At 69.4% G+C, this 15976-nt stretch carries 15 protein-coding genes; 5 read left to right on the top strand and 10 right to left on the bottom strand.

Annotation, left to right across the window (positions count from 1 at the left end):
* The first annotated feature begins 72 nt into the window (after window positions 1–72).
* Window positions 73–762 (top strand): transcriptional repressor LexA, encoded by a 690-nt coding sequence (lexA, locus tag AX721_RS07705; RefSeq protein ID WP_068875430.1) that lies wholly within the window; start codon window positions 73–75, stop codon window positions 760–762.
* A gap of 7 nt (window positions 763–769) precedes the next feature.
* Here lexA and AX721_RS07700 read toward each other — a convergent pair whose 3' ends face one another.
* A complete protein-coding gene (locus AX721_RS07700) occupies window positions 770–1048 on the bottom strand; it encodes an ASCH domain-containing protein (RefSeq protein WP_068875429.1) in 279 nt (92 codons plus the stop codon).
* On the bottom strand, window positions 1045–3204 hold the full coding sequence (locus AX721_RS07695; RefSeq protein WP_231733326.1) for a ComEC/Rec2 family competence protein: 2160 nt from the start codon (window positions 3202–3204) through the stop codon (window positions 1045–1047). Before AX721_RS07695 ends, AX721_RS07700 begins: the two co-directional genes overlap by 4 nt.
* An 80-nt stretch (window positions 3205–3284) precedes the next feature.
* Between AX721_RS07695 and AX721_RS27840 the strand changes: the two genes are divergently transcribed.
* From AX721_RS27840 to AX721_RS07675, 4 genes are all read left to right on the top strand, one after another.
* Complete coding sequence (locus AX721_RS27840; RefSeq protein WP_068875428.1) at window positions 3285–4043, top strand: PEPxxWA-CTERM sorting domain-containing protein; 759 nt, start codon at window positions 3285–3287, stop codon at window positions 4041–4043.
* Window positions 4044–4117: 74 nt separating this feature from the next.
* Window positions 4118–5527: a glutamate--tRNA ligase gene (gene gltX, locus AX721_RS07685; RefSeq protein WP_068875427.1), complete on the top strand. Its 1410-nt coding sequence runs from the start codon at window positions 4118–4120 to the stop codon at window positions 5525–5527.
* A 53-nt stretch (window positions 5528–5580) separates the two neighbouring features.
* Window positions 5581–6861 (top strand): citrate synthase, encoded by a 1281-nt coding sequence (gene gltA, locus AX721_RS07680; protein WP_068875426.1) that lies wholly within the window; start codon window positions 5581–5583, stop codon window positions 6859–6861.
* Between the two features lie 99 nt (window positions 6862–6960).
* Window positions 6961–7299, top strand: coding sequence for a hypothetical protein (locus tag AX721_RS07675; protein ID WP_068875425.1), 339 nt, complete (start codon window positions 6961–6963; stop codon window positions 7297–7299).
* Here AX721_RS07675 and lpxB read toward each other — a convergent pair.
* The 8 genes from lpxB to AX721_RS07635 are packed head-to-tail and all read right to left on the bottom strand — an operon-like array spanning window position 7296 to window position 15960.
* The gene (gene lpxB / locus AX721_RS07670; protein WP_255355323.1) at window positions 7296–8459 is read right to left on the bottom strand and encodes a lipid-A-disaccharide synthase; all 1164 of its coding nucleotides are present in this window, start codon (window positions 8457–8459) and stop codon (window positions 7296–7298) included. The genes AX721_RS07675 and lpxB overlap by 4 nt on opposite strands.
* Window positions 8456–9295 (bottom strand): LpxI family protein, encoded by an 840-nt coding sequence (locus AX721_RS07665; RefSeq protein ID WP_068875424.1) that lies wholly within the window; start codon window positions 9293–9295, stop codon window positions 8456–8458. The genes lpxB and AX721_RS07665 overlap by 4 nt, the downstream gene beginning before the upstream one ends.
* Window positions 9295–10092, bottom strand: coding sequence for an acyl-ACP--UDP-N-acetylglucosamine O-acyltransferase (lpxA, locus tag AX721_RS07660; RefSeq protein ID WP_068875423.1), 798 nt, complete (start codon window positions 10090–10092; stop codon window positions 9295–9297). The genes AX721_RS07665 and lpxA overlap by 1 nt, the downstream gene beginning before the upstream one ends.
* A 4-nt stretch (window positions 10093–10096) precedes the next feature.
* Window positions 10097–10567, bottom strand: coding sequence for a 3-hydroxyacyl-ACP dehydratase FabZ (fabZ, locus tag AX721_RS07655; RefSeq protein WP_068875422.1), 471 nt, complete (start codon window positions 10565–10567; stop codon window positions 10097–10099).
* Window positions 10564–11580 (bottom strand): UDP-3-O-(3-hydroxymyristoyl)glucosamine N-acyltransferase, encoded by a 1017-nt coding sequence (gene lpxD / locus AX721_RS07650; RefSeq protein WP_068875421.1) that lies wholly within the window; start codon window positions 11578–11580, stop codon window positions 10564–10566. The genes fabZ and lpxD overlap by 4 nt, the downstream gene beginning before the upstream one ends.
* A 38-nt stretch (window positions 11581–11618) precedes the next feature.
* Window positions 11619–12272, bottom strand: a complete 654-nt coding sequence (locus tag AX721_RS07645) for an OmpH family outer membrane protein (protein ID WP_068875420.1) — start codon at window positions 12270–12272, stop codon at window positions 11619–11621.
* Window positions 12273–12277: 5 nt separating this feature from the next.
* Window positions 12278–14716: an outer membrane protein assembly factor BamA gene (gene bamA / locus AX721_RS07640; protein WP_068875419.1), complete on the bottom strand. Its 2439-nt coding sequence runs from the start codon at window positions 14714–14716 to the stop codon at window positions 12278–12280.
* 29 nt (window positions 14717–14745) lie between these two features.
* On the bottom strand, window positions 14746–15960 hold the full coding sequence (locus AX721_RS07635; RefSeq protein WP_068875418.1) for an RIP metalloprotease: 1215 nt from the start codon (window positions 15958–15960) through the stop codon (window positions 14746–14748).
* Between the last annotated feature and the right edge of the window lie 16 nt (window positions 15961–15976).

The raw sequence follows: 15976 nt of genomic DNA, 5'->3' as shown, positions 1-15976 counted from the left end.
TAACTTGACATTAATACGGAACACCTAGAGAACATTCGAAGACGTTTGTGATTTGTTCTTCGAGGACCCGCAATGCTCACGCGCAAGCAACATGAACTGCTCATGTTCATCCACGAGCGGATCAAGGAAACCGGCGTCTCCCCCTCCTTCGACGAGATGAAGGAGGCGCTGGATCTGGCCTCGAAGTCCGGCATCCACCGGCTGATCACGGCGCTCGAGGAACGCGGGTTCCTGCGCCGTCTGGCGCACCGGGCCCGGGCGCTGGAGGTGATCAAGCTGCCGCAGCAGGCGACCGCCGCCGCCCCGCCCAAGGGGCGCGCGCCGTTCAAGCCGCAGTTCGTGGAGGCCGGCGCGGCGGTTCCAGCCGCCGCCAACGACACCCGGGACCTGCCGATCCTCGGCCGGATCGCCGCCGGCACGCCCATCGAGGCGATCCAGCAAGAGCGCGACCGGATCCCCGTGCCCGAGACCATCCTCGGCGCGGGCGAACACTTCGTCCTCGAGATCGCGGGCGATTCCATGATCAACGCCGGCATCCTCGACGGCGACTTCGTGGTCATCCGCCGCACCGACAGCGCGGTGTCGGGCGATATCGTCGTGGCCCTGGTCGATGGCGAGGAAGCCACCCTGAAGCGCCTGCGCAAGAAGGGCGCGTCCATCGCGCTCGAAGCCGCCAACCCGGCGTACGAGACCCGCATCTTCGGACCCGACCGCGTGGCGGTCCAAGGCAAGCTGGTCGGCCTGATCCGCCGGTATCACTAGGGCCGGATCAGTCCGGCACGAACACGAAGTCCACGAGGAACACCCGCTCGCCACGCCCGTGGCGGGCGGTTTCCATCAGGCTCGCCCGCGTCGCGAAGCCCCCTTCCCGCGCCATCGCCTCGGTCACATCCTCCAGGTCGATTTCCTGCAGGCGGGTTACCTCGATGTGCCCGTCCAGCAACGGGTAACGACCGCCAACCTTCACACGCGGCGTCAACCAGATGCGCACGCTGGTGGTGATCTCGCCCGCACGGACCCGCTCCCGAAGCGGCTTTGCGAACATCATCGGGGGTCGTAGCCCCAGGTCCAGGGGCGGCGCCCGCGTAGGTCCTGCGCCCAGGCGATGCGCCAGCCGCCAGCCTCCCGGTAGAGTTCCGCCGATCCGCCGCGGGCGAAGTCCTCGCCGGTGAGCACAAGGGGCGCGGCGCAGCTCTCCGGACGGAAGGCGTTCCGCAGAACCACAACGTCCGCCCCCGCGCAGAGGCCTTCCAGGCGACCCGGCTTCAGCGGCCGCTTGAGATTCCAGGCCGCGGCCAGCGAGACGGACGCACCCGGCCTGGGCGCACAGCTCCAGTGGTCGCAGTCGAAGCGGGCGTCGCGCTCGGCCTGGTCGATCAGCGGCGTCAGCCCCCGCCGGCGGGCCCACAGCTCGGCGCCGAACAGCTTCACGTCGGGCCGCAGCAGCACCGCCTCGCGCGCCTCGCGGACCGCCACGGCGGCGCCGTCGGCCGAGATCCACACGTCCGGTGGCGGCGGCCTGGGGGCCCACAGGATCGCCAGCGCCAACGGCAGGCCGGCCCATCGCAGCGGGCCACTCCAGAGGCAGGTGAACAACAGGCCCAGGAAACTCGCCGGCAGCACCCAGTCCGGCGCGCTGGCGATCACCATCTGCGCGTGGGGCGCCGCGGCCGCCCAGGCCGCCACCTGGTTCATCAGACCGATCGACCACCCCGCCACCTCCAGCGGCGCCTGCCCCAGGCCCAGGGGCGTCAGCGCGGCCCCCAGCGCCAGGCCCGGCATCATCAGGAAGGACGAGATCGGCGCCACCGCGAGGTTGGCGAACAGGCCCCAGGGCGAGACACGGTTGAAGTGCTGGATCGCGAACGGCCCGGTGGCGAGGCCGGCGACGAAACTGACCGCGATGCTGGCCAGGGTCCAGGCAGCCGCGCCCTGGACCGCGCGGATCGGCCAGGGGACGTCGATCTCCTTCACCGGCCGGGGCCAGATCTCGGCCAGGGCGACGAGGGCCGCGGTGGCCGCGAAGGACATCTGGAAGCCCGGCTCGGTCACCGCCTCGGGCTGCAGCAGCAGCACCCCCATGGCGGCTAGGGCCAAGGCGTGCAGGCTGATCGCCTGCCGGTCCACGAGGATCGCGGCGAACGCCACCGACGCGGTGATCGCGGCCCGCTCGGCCGGCGGCGGCGCGCCGGACAGGACGAGATAGCCACCCACCGCGGCCAGGCCGAACAGCGCCGCCAGCTTCTTGCCCGGCACGCGCAGCGCCAGCCAGGGCCAGGCGGCCACCGCCAGCCGCGCGAAGGCGAAGGCGAAGCCGCCCACGATGGCCATGTGCAGGCCGCTGATGGAGATGATGTGCGCCAGGCCCGCCGCCCGCAGGTTGTCGACCTGCTCGCGCGGGATGAAGGCCTCGTGGCCGGTCGTCATGGCGGCCGCCAGCCCGCCCGTTTCCGGCCCCAGCGCCTCGACGATCCTCAGGGTGAGCGCCCAGCGGGTGGCGTTCACCGCCATGGCCACGCGCAGACGCCAGGGCGCCGTCGTAGCTGGCGCGACCGTCGCGGGTTCGCGGAGCGCAAGGCCCACGGCCCCCACGCTCTCGAAATAGGCGTCGCGGGCGAAGTCGTAGGAGCCAGGGCTGGCAGGCGGCGGCGGCGGATTGACGATCGCCAGCAACCGCACGGCCTCGCCCGGCGCCGGCAGCGCCATGCCCGGGCGAAGGGTGACCCGGGCGCGGATGGGCGTCGCCTCCGGCGGCCAGTCGCCGACCCGCATCGGCGCCAGCAGCAGCCGCTGGCCGCTCTCGCCGGGCGCGGCGATGTCCACCACCCAGGCCTCGATCGCCTGCGGCCGGGCTCCGGACTGGGCGACGGGCGCCTTCACCGCCTCGGCCCGCAGCTTCGCGACCGCAAAGCCGCCGGCCGCGCAGGCGCTCAGCACGAGCGCGAGGGTCGTGATGCGCCAGACGCTCCATCGCGTGGCGACGAGAAGCCCGGCCGCGACCGCCAGCAACAACCAGGCGACCCACACCTGCGGCTCCCGCGGCAGGCCGAAGTAGAGCGCGCAGCCCGCCCCGAACGCCACCGGCGTCCACAGGGTCCAGCGGTCGGCCTGCGCCGCGGCCTGATCGGCCAGCCATCCGCCCAGGCGCGGCGGGCGCCAGGACGTCGCGCCCGCGATCGCCGCCTCGGAAGTCCCCGCGCTCAAGCTGCACTCATCCCCGCACCGGCCTCCAGATTGCAACAATCGGCGCGGAGAGGCCATGTCGGCTTCGTGGGGATAGGATCATGTTCCGTTTCGCTACATTCGCCGCGGCGACCGCCGCCGCGCTCGCCCTGGCCGCGCCGGCCTCGGCCGCCGTCACCTTCAACTTCGGGGGTTCGAACAGCACCCTGGCCACGGGCGTGGCGCTCACCCAGACCCAGGCGGGCATCACCGTTTCGGCCACCGGCTACAGCTTCGCTTCCAGCCCGGCCTCGTTCCAGAGCCTGATGGACGGCCAGGACGCCGCCACGGTGCTGGCCGCCCTCACCCCGAAGCAGATCCGCCGCGAGGCGACCGGCATCGGCGTGTGCTGGCCCGGCGAAGCCGGCAACCAGTGCAACCAGGTGGACGCCGACGGCACGAACGAGCTCCTGCGCATCGTGGTCTCCGAGGGCGTGTCGCTGGTGACCGCCACCTTCGACCGCGTCGACAACAACGACACCCTGAAGCTCTACGGCGTGACCATGGACGGTAAGCTGGAGCACCTGGGCTACGGCGGCATCTTCGACGGCCCGGGCACCAGCATGGGCATCGGTGGCGTCAGCGGCGCCTGGCTCAGCGGCACGGGCGACGATCAGGTCTACAGCGTCTCGCTCAACACCGACCGCTACAAGGAGTTCTGGTTCGGCAACAACAACGACTCGGCCGACGGCTATCGCCTGGGCTCAATCTCGGTGGCCGCCGTTCCGGAGCCGGGCACCTGGGCGCTGATGATTGGCGGCTTCGGCCTGGCGGGCGCCTCGCTGCGCCGCCGCCGCGCGGCTGCGGCCGCCACGGCCTGACACCGCTCGGATCGACGTGCTAAGAGGCGCCCCCTCGCGGGGGCGTCTCTCCGCATCTGAACGATCTCGAGCCCATGACCAGCCGACCTGTCCGCACCCGCATCGCCCCCTCGCCGACCGGCATGATGCACATCGGCACGGCGCGCACCGCCCTGTTCAACTGGCTCTACGCGCGCCACCGCGGCGGCCAGTTCCTGGTCCGGATCGAGGACACCGACCGCGAGCGTTCCACCGAGGCCAATGTCGAGGTCATCTTCGAGGGCCTGCGATGGCTGGGCCTGGAGGCGGACGAGCCGCCGGTGTTCCAGTTCGCCCGGGCCGACCGGCACCGCGAGGCGGTGGCCGAGATGCTGGAGCGCGGCCAGGCCTACCGCGACTACATGACCGCCGAGGAGCTGGACGCCGAGCGCGAGGCCGCGCGCGCCGAGGGCCGCGTGGTCCGCTCGCCCTGGCGCGACGCCGATCCCGCAACCTGGCCGGACCGCCCCTATGCCGTGCGCCTGAAGAGCCCCCTCGAAGGCGAGACCATCGTGGCCGACGCCGTGAAGGGCGACGTGAAGTTCCAGAACGCCAGCCTGGACGACCTGATCCTGCTCCGCTCCGACGGCAACCCGACCTACAACCTGGCCGTGGTGGTCGACGACCACGACATGGGCATCACTCACGTGATCCGCGGCGACGACCACCTCAACAACGCAGCCCGCCAGACGATCATCTATCGGGCCATGGATTGGGAGGTCCCGATCTGGGCGCACCTGCCGCTGATCCACGGCCCGGACGGGGCGAAGCTGTCCAAGCGCCACGGCGCCCAGGCGGTCAGCGAGTTCGACGACATGGGCTACCTGCCCGAGACCATGCGCAACTACCTGGCCAAGCTGGGCTGGGGCCATGGGGACGACGAGATCTTCTCCGACGAACAGGCCATCGCCTGGTTCGACGTGATCGACGTGGTCAGCGCCCCGGCCCGGCTCGATTGGGCCAAGCTGAACCACATCAACAACCACTACATCCGCCAGGCCGATCCTGTCCGCCTCGCGGGTCTGGTGGCGAAGATTCTCAGGAGCCGGGACGTGAAGCTGCGCCAGGGCGACGAGATCCTCATCGCGCGCACCATCCCCTTCGTCCGCGACGGTGCGAAGACCACGCTGGAACTCGCCGACGCGGTCCTGTTCGCCCTCAAGATCCGCCCGCTGGAGCTGCCGGAAAAGACCCGCGCCCAGTTGGCCGAAGACGAGATGCGCGGCCGCTTCGTCCGCCTGCGCGCTGCGCTTGCGAACGTGACGGACTGGAACGTGCCGCCCCTGGAGGACGCGCTGCGCGCCTTCGCCGAGGCCGAGGGCGTCGGCCTCGGCAAGTTCGGGCCCCAGCTACGGTCCGTCCTCTCGGGCGGAGCCTCGGCGCCGGACCTCGCCGGAGCGATGACCGCCCTGGGCCGCGACGAGAGCCTGGGCCGGATCGACGATGCGCTTTCGCTCGGCACGTAAAGGGGTATAAGCGCCCAACACTTGTTTCATCTCGCAGCCGCGAAGGGGGTTCCATGGCCGATACGGCGAAGTTCGAAATCGACGGCAAGTCGGTGAGCCTCCCGGTGCAACGCGGCACCGACGGCCCGGCCGTCATCGACATCCGCAAGCTCTACGCGGAAGCCGACGTCTTCACGTACGACCCGGGCTTCACCTCGACAGCGTCCTGCGAGAGCAAGATCACGTTCATCGACGGCGACAAGGGCGTGCTGCTGCACCGCGGCTATCCCATCGACGAACTGGCCGAGCAGTCGAGCTTCCTCGAGGTCTGCTACCTGCTGCTGCACGGCGAACTGCCGAAGGCGGCCGAGTTCGCCGAGTTCGATAAGAACATTACCTACCACACGATGCTGCACGAGCAGTTCGATCGCTTTTTCCAGGGCTTCCGCCGGGATGCTCACCCGATGGCGATCATGGTGGGCGCGGTCGGCGCGCTGTCGGCCTTCTATCATGACAGCACCAACGTGGATGATCCCGAGCAGCGGATGATCTCCGCCCACCGGATGATCGCCAAGATGCCGACGATCGCAGCGCGGGCGTTCAAGTACTCGCGCGGCCAGCCGTTCGTCTATCCGCGCAACGATCTCTCCTACGCCGAGAACTTCCTGCGCATGTGCTTCTCGGTTCCGGCGGAGGACTGGAAGCCGAATCCGGTCCTGACCAAGGCCATGGACCGCATCTTCATCCTGCACGCCGACCACGAGCAGAACGCGTCCACGTCCACCGTCCGCCTGGCCGGCTCGTCGGGCGCCAACCCGTTCGCCTGTATCGCGGCCGGCATCGCTTCGCTCTGGGGCCCCAAGCACGGCGGCGCGAACGAAGAAGCGCTGAACATGCTGGCTGAAATCGGCTCGGTGGACCGCATCCCCGAGTTCGTCCAGGGGGTGAAGAACCGCGAGCGCCTGCTGATGGGCTTCGGTCACCGGGTCTACAAGAACTACGACCCGCGCGCGAAGGTCATGCAGAAGACCTGCCACGAGGTCCTGGCCGAAGTGGGCCACGGCGACGATCCGCTGCTGAAGGTGGCGATGGAGCTCGAGAAGATCGCGCTCAACGATCCCTTCTTCATCGAGCGCAAGCTCTATCCGAACGTCGACTTCTATTCCGGCATCACCCTGCGCGCCCTGGGCTTCCCGCCCGAGATGTTCACGGTGCTGTTCGCCCTGGCCCGCACCGTGGGCTGGATCGCGCAGTGGAAGGAGATGATCGAGGATCCGTCGCAGAAGATCGGCCGTCCGCGCCAGATCTACACGGGCGCTCCGCTCCGCAGCTACACGGCGGTCGACAAGCGCTAAGCCGAGAACCTCGTTCTCGCGACAGTTGCGCTTTCGCGCACGACTCCTAAGGATGGTCGAGCCGCGCCATGCCGGCCCGGCCATCCAAGGAGGCCTGCCATGACGGTCATGGCCATCTACGAGCGTCCCGACGTCTCGTCACAGCTCTACAATCAGTTCCGCGCCCACGTCCCCCTGGACGCCGCGCCTCAGGGCGCCCTCGCGCATGCTTACGGTCGCGAGGGTCCCGGCTTCGTCACCGTCGACATCTGGGAAGATCGCGCCGCGCTGGAGCGCTACATCGCCGAGCGCATCATACCGGCTTGCGAGGCCCTGGGCGTCGCATTCCAGCGGCCCAGGATCGTCGAGCTGGAGACGTTCCGCGCCACGCCCGCCGCCACGGCCCGCAAGCACCTCCTGCCCTTCGAAAGCGCCGCGGCCTCGCTGACGCCGGCCTAGCGCGCGACCAGGCCCAGGATCGCGTCGGCGGCGGCCTCGCTCGGGTCCGGACCGCCGCGGCCCATCTTGAGCAGAGCCTCGGATTGGCGCGCGGCCTGGCGCTCGCGCAGAGCCTTGTCGTCGAGGCGCAGGACGACCTCGCGCGCCAGCGCCTCGCCGTTGCACGCGTCCTGGATCAGCTCGGGGGCGACGAAGTCCTGGGCGGCGATGTTGAACAGGGTCACGTACTTCGTGCGGATCAGCCGCTTCAGGATCGCATAGGTCACCGGAGCCAGGCGGTAGCCCACCACCATGGGGCATCCAGCCATCGCCAGTTCCGTGGTCACCGTGCCGGAGCAGGCCAAGGCCACCGTCGCGGCCTTCATGGCGTCGCGCTTGGCCGACTCGCCCTCCACGACGTGCGCCCGATGCGGCCAGCCGGCGACACGAGCCTTCACCAGGTCAGCCACCGTCGGCGCGGCCGGGACGACGACGTGCAGGCCCGGACGCTCGGCCTTGAGCCGGTGCACGGCCTCCTCGAACGGCGGCAGGACGCGCTCGATCTCGGACGGGCGGCTGCCGGGCAGGACCAGCAGGATGGGATCGTCAGGCCCCGCGCCGATGGCGGCCCTGAGCCGCGCCGGGTCCGCGCCGCCGAAGTCCATGGCCAGCGTGGCGTCGCCCACCAGGACCGTCTTAAGCCCTTCCCGCTCGAAGGCCGGCGCATCGAAGCCATGGATCGTTAGCAGCAGGTCGAACCACTGCGCCGCGGTCCTGGCCCGCCCGGGGCGCGAGGCCCAGACCTGGGGCGCCACGTACTTCACGATCGGCAGCCTCGGCGCCTGCCGGCGCAGCCGCTGGGCCACGCGCAGCGTGAAGCCCCAGGAGTCGATGAGCACCGCGACGTCCGGAGCTTCCCGCGCCGCCAGCGCCGCCGTCTCGTCGGCGCGCCGGACGACCTTGGGATAGGCCAGGAGGCCCTCCAGCAGGCCAAAGATCGACAGCTCGGCGATGTCGAACGGGCTTTCGACGCCTTCGGCCCGCATGCGGGCGCCGCCGACGCCCACGAGACGCACGCCCTGCCCCAGCCTGCGCTTCAGGGCCCGCGCCAGCGCGGCGCCCCGGTCGTCGCCCGAGGCCTCGGCCGCCACCAGCATCACGGTGAGCGGCCGCCCGGTCACGGCGCCTCCGGCTCCACGCCCAGGATGAACACGCCCAATTCGTCCGCCAGTGCGATCGTCGCCTCGCGGTCCAGCACCAGGAGCCGCCCAGCCTCGCCCACGATCCCCGCCAGGCCGGCGCGCGCGACGCCCTGGACCGTGGCCAGGCCGATGGTGGGCAGGTCGACACGCGTTTCCTGGATCGGCTTGGGCGCCTTGGCCAGCACCCCCTGCCCCGCGCCCGGTCGGCCTTTCAGATGCGCCGGCAACTCGGCGACGCGCGTCAGAAGCGCGTCGGTGCCTTCCTGGGCCTCCACCGCCAGCACCAGCCCGTGCGAGACGACCGCCGCCTGGCCGACGTCCAGCGCGCCGATGGCCCGGGCGACGTGCAGGGCGCGCCGCGCATCGGCCAGATCCTCGTCGGAGGGCCGGTGGGCGCCCAGCGGACCGGCCGCCAACGTCAGGTCTTCCATCACGTCGTGAGCGCCTTCGACCTGGAAGCCTTCCCGTTCGAACTCGCCGACCAGCACCCGCAGGAGGGCGTCGTCCCCCTTCCGCGCGCCCGCCACCACCTTCGGCAGCAGCATGAGCCCGCGCAGGTCGGGGACCAGGCTGGAGAAGTCCGGCCGCGCCACGTTCCCGGCCAGGCAGATCGAGCGGCAGCCGGCGCGCTTCAGCGCCTTCATGCACTTGCCGATCTCAGCCAGGCCCACCTCGGCGCCGGCGTAGGGCGACAGGTCTGTGCCGGCGAAGCCCTTCAGCCGGATCACGAACAGCGGCCGACCCGACCGCTCGCAGTGCTGAGCGATCTCCACCGGCAGGCTGCCGCCGCCGGCGATCAGCCCCAGCTTGTTCACTAGACGTCCCGCTCGGGCAGGCAGAGCGGTCGGCTGGCGTCCGCGCGGATGAAGTCGATGATCTCCATCACCGGCGCGCTGTGGCCGAAGGTGGCGCTGGTGTCCTCGATCCGCTCCTGGAACGTGCCCTCTTCGGCGAACAGCAGCCGATAGGCCGACCGCAACTCGCCGATCGTCTCGCGGCCGAAGTTGCGCCGCTTAAGGCCCACGAGATTCAGGCCCTCGAGGTGGGCGTGGTTGCCCCACACCAGGCCGTAGGGGATCACATCCTTGGTCACCGCCGCCAGGCCGCCGATGAACGAGTATCGGCCGACCCGGCAATACTGGTGCACCGCCGCCAGGCCGCTCACCATCACGAAGTCGCCGACGTGGACGTGCCCGCCCAGGGTGGCGGAGTGGGCCAGGATCACGTTGTCGCCCACGGTGCAGTCGTGGCCCACGTGGCTGGTGGCCATGAACATGCCGTCGTCGCCTACGCGGGTGACCCCGCCGCCGTCCGCCGTGCCGATATGCATCGTCACGTGCTCCCACAGCTTGTTGCGGTCGCCGATCACGAGCTGAGTGGGTTCGCCCTTGTAGCCGGTATGGTGCGGCGGCCCGCCCAGGTTGGCGAAGTTCCGCACCGAGCAGTCCTCGCCGATCGTCGTGTGGTTCTCGATCACCACATGCGACAGGACCTGGGTTCGGGCTCCGATCCGCACATGCTCGCCGATGATGGAGAATGGCCCGACGGTGACCCCGTCGGCCAGTTCCGCGCCCTTGGCGACCAGCGCGGTCGGATGGATCTCGACGGCCAAGGCTTCAGGTCTCCACGACCATGGCGGCGAACTCGCATTCGGCGGCCACCTTGTCGCCCACCAGGCACTGGCCCGCGAACTTGAACACGTCGCCGCGGTGGCGAACCACCCGCACCGGCATCCGGACCACGTCGCCCGGCCGCACCGGCTGGCGGAACCGGCAGTTGTCGGCCGACATGAAGAAGATCGCCTTGCCGGCGGTATCGACCTCGAGCGACTTCGACATCAGCACCGCGCCGGTCTGGGCCATGGCCTCGATCAGCAACACGCCGGGCATCACCGGATAGTCCGGGAAGTGGCCCTGGAAGAAGGGCTCGTTCACCGTGACGCACTTGATGCCGACGATGGATTCGTTCTGCTTGTACTCTTCGCAGCGGTCCACGAGCAGCATGGGGAAGCGGTGCGGAATCCGCGCCAGGACCTCGGTGATGTCGATGGCGGTGGGGTCGGTGCCCGCCGGCGCCTTGCGCGTCATGGTTCTCCTCCGGCCCGGCGGTGCGCCATCCGGGCGAGCCACGCGGTTTCCTTGAGCCAATGGCGGATCGGACGCGCGGGCATGCCGCCCCACGTCTCCCCCGCCGGAATGTCCTTCATCACGCCCGCCGCCGCGCCGACGCGGGCGCCGGCTCCGATGGTCACATGGTCGGCGACACCGGCCCGGCCGCCGAACTGGGCGCCGTCTCCGATCGCCACGCTGCCGGAGATCCCCGTGTGGGCCGCCATGACGCAGTTCCGTCCGACCCGGACGTTGTGGGCAATCTGCACCAGGTTGTCGATCTTGGTGTTCTCGCCGATGACCGTGTCGTCGAACGCCCCGCGGTCGATGGTGGTGTTGGCGCCGATGGAGACGCCGTCCTGGATGATCACCCGGCCCAGCTGGGGGATGTCGATAAGGCCCTTCGGGCCCGCGGTGGCGCCGAAGCCCGGCTCGCCGATGCGCGCGCCGGACAGGATCTTCACCCGGTCGCCGATCAGGGCGAACCCGATGGTCACGTTGGGCGCGATGTCGCAATCCCGGCCGATGGCCACGCCGGGACCGATCACCGTATTGGCGCCGATCCGCGTGCCCCGGCCGATCTGGGCGGCCGGACCGACGACCACCCCGGGGGCCAGCACGACGCCGCTCTCGAGGGTGGCGTCCGGAGCGACCGGCTGGATTCCCGCCGGCCTCGGGCGGTGGAGGCGCTGCGCGGCCAGCGCGTAGGCCGCCTGCGGGCTGGCGGTCGTGAGGACGGCGCAGCCCTCGGGCGCCAGCGTCTCCAGCCCCGGCGGCAGGAAGCACGCGCCCGGCCGCACTTCCGCGAGCGCGGCGGCATAGCGGCGATCGGCCAGGAAGGTGATGGTTTCAGGGCCGGCCTGGGCCAGCACGGCGACGCGATCGACGCGGCGCTCGCCCAGGTCCGGGCCGGCGAGCATGGCCCCGGTCAGGGTCGCGAGCTCCCCGAGACGGACCGGGCCGAGATCTTCGAAGAAGCGCGGGTCGGGCATGAATCGCTTTTTAGGCGGACTCGACCCGCGCGTCGCCCTTAGCGGCGCTGAGCGGCCGCGGGAGCCGCGGCGGTCGGAGCCGGCGTATCCAGGCGTTCCCGATCGAAGGCGAACTGGGTGATCTTGGCGTTCAGCGCGGTCACCACCTGCGGGGTGATGTCCGAGGCGGGGTTGCCCAGGATGACCGAGTTGCGGTTGATCAGGATCGAGCACTGCTTCTGCTGATAGGCCTGCCGGATGAGCGGCTCCATCTCGGTGCCGACGCGGTTGATCGCCTTCTGCTCGGTGGCCTGGATTTCACGATCGCGCTGCTGCGCCTTGCGTTGCAGGGCGTTGGCGCGCACCTGCAGGGCGGCCGCGCGTTGTTCCAGGGTGTTCTGGTCCAGCGTGGCGCGCTGGCCGTCGAGCGCCTTGGCGTCGTTGTCGATACCGGTCTTCTCGGCGTTCAGCTCTGCGTTCACCTGGGCGACCAGCTGCTGCAGACGGGTGTTGACGTACTTGCCGACCGTCGAGGCGCCGATCGCGTTCTCGACCGAGACGATGCAGAGGCCGGGCGTCGGAGCGCCGTGGGTCACGGCCGGCGCGGCAGGCGCCGCCGGCGCGGCGGCGGGCTGCTGAGCGAAAGCGGGAGCCGCGCCCGTGAGCGCGAGAGCCATGGCGCAACCGGCCACGGCGAAGGTCTTGTACGTCATTTTGCTTAGAACCTGGTTGAAGTGGAGAACCGGAAGGTTTCTTCCTTGTCGTAATCTTCCTTGGCCAAAACACGGCTGAAGTCGAAGCGGATCGGCCCCATGGGCGATTTCCAGAAGACGCTGAGGCCGGCCGAGGCCCGGAGCGAAAGCTCGTCCCGAATACAGGTGTTCCGCGTCCCAGGCGTGGCGAAGTTCGGAATCGACTGGGTCGGGTCGGTCGGGCTGATGATGGTGGGCTGCAGGCAGTCCACGTCGCCGGCCTGGTAGACCTTGTCTTCCTTGTCCAGCTTACCCAGCGTGCCGAAGTCGCTGAACAGCGCCGCCTTGATCCCGTATTGCTCGGGCAGGAAGGTCGGCACGGTCAGTTCGACGGTGCCGATCGCGTACATCTTGCCGCCCAGGGCGTCGGCCTGGGTCGTGGACGTATCGCGCGGCCCGATACCGGCCGTCTCGAAGCCACGGAAGTTCAGGCCGCCCTTGTAGTAGCGGTCGTTGATCCGAACCTTGTCCCCGGCCCACCCGACCACGTAGCCCGCCGAGCCGGTCACCGAGAGGATGAAGTCCTTGTTGAACCCGTGGAACCAGCCGCTCTCCAGGTCGGTGCGCACGAAGTTCACGTCGCCGCCGAGGCCCGCGACATCCTGGTTGAAGTCCACGTAGAACCCGCGCGTCGGGTTCAGATAGTCGTTCCGGCGGTCGAGGCGCGCGCCATAGCCCACCAGCGAGGTGAGGAAGGTGCCGACCTGGTCGCAGAACGCCCGCGAGATGATCGCCCCCGAGGTGGGGTCGCAGTAGAAGTCGTCGATCTCGATCTCGTCCTGCCGCAGCGTGTATCGCACCGCGCCGCGGGAATCGATGCTGAGCGGGAAGTTGGCCCGGAACGTCGTGCCGTAGGTCGTGGTCTTGTAGGCGGAGTACTCCGACAGGTCGTAGCGGTAGCCGTAGAGGTCGATGCCCGCGGCCACGTCGCGGCCCAGGAACCGCGGCTCGGTGAACGAGAAGTCCAGCTGCTGACGCAGGGAGCCCACCGACACCCGCGCGCGGACGTCCTGGCCGCGGCCCCGGAAGTTGCGCTGGGAGATGCCCAGGTCCAGCACGAGCTGGTCGACGGAGGAGTAGCCCGCGCTGAACGAGAGCTCGCCGGTCGGCTGCTCCTCGACCCTCACCTGCAGCGCGGTGCGGTCGGGCGCCGAGCCGGGCGTTTCGCTGATGTCGACTTCCTTGAAGTAGCCCAAGGCCCGGATCTGGCGCCGGGACCGGTCGACCAGGGCGCGATTGTAGGCGTCGCCTTCCACCACGCTCATCTCGCGACGGATCACATAGTCCAGCGTCTGGGTGTTGCCGACGATATCGATGCGGTCGACGTAGACCCGCGGGCCCTCGCGGACCTGGAAGGTGACGTCCACGGTCCCCTTGTCGCGGTCCGGGGTGTAGCGCGGCCGCACGTCGACGAAGGCGAAGCCCGCGGCGCCGGCCGCGAAGGTCAGGGCGTCGGTCGCCGTCTCGATGGATTCGTCCTGGTACTCCTGCCCGCTGCGGATCGGAATCAGTGCGGTCAGGACATCCTTGTCGAGCTTCTGCAGCTCGGTTTCGACGGTCACCTTGCCGAACTTGTACCGCGGCCCCTCGTCGATGTTGTAGGTGACGACGAACCCGTTCTTGTCGGGCGCCAGCTCGGCCACCGCCGAGGTGACCCGGAAGTCGTAGTAGCCGCGGTTGCGGTAGTGCTTGCGCAGCTGCTCCTTGTCGTACTCCAGCCGGTCCGGGTCGTAGTTCGCATTGCTGGAGAAGAACTTGAACCAGCGCGTCTCCTCGGTGACGACCACGTCGCGCAGGTCGTTGTCCGAGAACGCCTTGTTGCCCAGGAAGTTGACCGAGAGGATCCCGCTCTTGGGCCCCTCCTCGATCTTGAAGATCAGGTCCACCCGCTTCTGGGGCAACTCGATGATCTGCGGCGTCACATTGGCCGAGATCCGGCCCGAGCGCCGGTAGAGCTCGACGATCCGCTGCACGTCGCCCTGGACCTTGGCGCGGGTGAAGATGCCGCGCGGGCGCACGGTGACCTCGTCGCGCAGCTTGTCTTCCTTGAGGCCCTTGTTCCCCTCGAAGATCACCCGGTTGATGATCGGGTTCTCGACCACGGTGACGATCAGGTCGCCGTTCTGGAAGTTCACCGAGACGTCGGAGAACAGGTCGGTGCGGAACAGCGCCTTGATGGCCAGGTCGAGCTTGGCCGCGTCGACCGGCTCGCCGGGGCCCACCGGCAGGTAGGAGATCACGGTCGAAGGTTCGATCCGCTCGTTGCCCTGGACGAGGATGCGCTGCACCACGCCCCCCTGCGTCTGTTGGGCCGCGGCCACGCCAGGCGCGATAAGAGCGGTTGTCCCCAGAAGCAGGGCAAGACCGGAGGCAAGCGCGGCGCGGGAGGCGCGGGTTCTAAGCATCGAATCAGCCGTTTGAGGGACGAACGGGCCTAAGAGAATAGGCCGCCGAACAGATTGAACACACGCAGGCGCTGCAAATCGTTCCAGGTGGCGAACAACATCAAACTGAGAACAAGCGCAAGACCCACCCTGTATCCTGTGGCTTGAACCTTGGCGGCAAGAGGGCGCCGCGCGACCGCTTCGTATGCGTAGAACACGAGGTGGCCCCCATCCAGCACCGGAACCGGCAGCAGGTTCATGAATCCGATGCCCACCGAGATCACGCCGATCAGCTGGAAGATCGTCAGCAGGCCGTTCAGCACGAACGTGCCGGCGTCGGGCGACTCGGCCGCCGCCCGCTTGGTCAGGTCGCCCGAGAGCTGGGCCATGCCCAGCGGGCCAGCCAGCTGGTCCGCCTTCTCGCGACCGCCAATCAGGCGACCGATGTACACCACGGTGCGCGTGATGGTCGTCACGGTCCGCTCGACGCCGCCGGCCACCGCTTCAGGGAAGTTGTAACGGCGGAAGCTCACGTCGCCGGGCCGGTTCTCGTGCCCCAGGCCGAGCTTGCCCAGCATGTGGGTCTTGCCCAGCTGGTCGACGACCGGGCCGCGCCGCGGCGTGGCGACGATGGCCACCTCCGCCTCCCCTCGCCGAACGACGAAGCTGAGCGGGGTGTCCGAGCTGAGAATGATCTTCTCGGTCAGGGCCTGGAAGCTGTCGACCTCGCGCCCGTTCACGGTGAGAATCACGTCGCCCTTGCGGAAGCCCGCCTGCTCGGCGGGACTGCCGGCGACGACGCTGTCCACGCGGGTCGAGCTCACCGGCTCGCCGAACGCCATCAGCAGGGTGGCAAAGACCACGATGGCCAGCAGGAAGTTGGCGATCGGCCCGGCGGCGACGATGACCGCCCGCTGCCAGATCGGCTTGAAATGGAAGTAGCGCGGGATCTCGGCGCCCCTACCCTCGTCGATCAGCTTGCGCCGCATCTGGGCCAGGTCGTTCGCGTCGGGGATGCTGGCGGCGTTGTCGTCGCCGGCGAAGCGGACGTAGCCGCCGATCGGCAGCCAGCCCAGCCGCCATTCCACACCGGACTTGTCGGTCCAGGCGGCGATGGATCGGCCGAATCCGATCGCAAAGCGGTCGATCTTCGTCCCCAGGGCCTTGGCCGCCAGGAAGTGTCCAAGCTCGTGGACTGTGATGACCACCCCGATCACCAGAAGGAACGGGATGACGTAGAGCAGAACGTTCTGCACCAATTGCATGAGGCGCTTCTACTCC

Origin of the sequence: Phenylobacterium sp. CCH9-H3, assembly GCF_001557235.1 — a bacterium.
In the GTDB taxonomy this organism is placed as follows: Bacteria; Pseudomonadota; Alphaproteobacteria; order Caulobacterales; family Caulobacteraceae; genus Phenylobacterium.
Note: the sequence above shows the minus strand (reverse complement) of the source record. Positions and strands in the feature narration are given on the sequence as shown.

Bases quoted from the DNA above. Each gene is read 5' to 3' on its own strand.
- lexA (WP_068875430.1), top strand. From the start codon at position 73: ATGCTCACGCGCAAGCAACATGAACTGCTCATGTTCATCCACGAGCGG.
- AX721_RS07700 (WP_068875429.1), bottom strand. From the start codon at position 1,048: ATGATGTTCGCAAAGCCGCTTCGGGAGCGGGTCCGTGCGGGCGAGATC.
- AX721_RS27840 (WP_068875428.1), top strand. From the start codon at position 3,285: ATGTTCCGTTTCGCTACATTCGCCGCGGCGACCGCCGCCGCGCTCGCC.
- gltX (WP_068875427.1), top strand. From the start codon at position 4,118: ATGACCAGCCGACCTGTCCGCACCCGCATCGCCCCCTCGCCGACCGGC.
- gltA (WP_068875426.1), top strand. From the start codon at position 5,581: ATGGCCGATACGGCGAAGTTCGAAATCGACGGCAAGTCGGTGAGCCTC.
- AX721_RS07675 (WP_068875425.1), top strand. From the start codon at position 6,961: ATGACGGTCATGGCCATCTACGAGCGTCCCGACGTCTCGTCACAGCTC.
- fabZ (WP_068875422.1), bottom strand. From the start codon at position 10,567: ATGACGCGCAAGGCGCCGGCGGGCACCGACCCCACCGCCATCGACATC.
- lpxD (WP_068875421.1), bottom strand. From the start codon at position 11,580: ATGCCCGACCCGCGCTTCTTCGAAGATCTCGGCCCGGTCCGTCTCGGG.
- AX721_RS07645 (WP_068875420.1), bottom strand. From the start codon at position 12,272: ATGACGTACAAGACCTTCGCCGTGGCCGGTTGCGCCATGGCTCTCGCG.
- bamA (WP_068875419.1), bottom strand. From the start codon at position 14,716: ATGCTTAGAACCCGCGCCTCCCGCGCCGCGCTTGCCTCCGGTCTTGCC.
- AX721_RS07635 (WP_068875418.1), bottom strand. From the start codon at position 15,960: ATGCAATTGGTGCAGAACGTTCTGCTCTACGTCATCCCGTTCCTTCTG.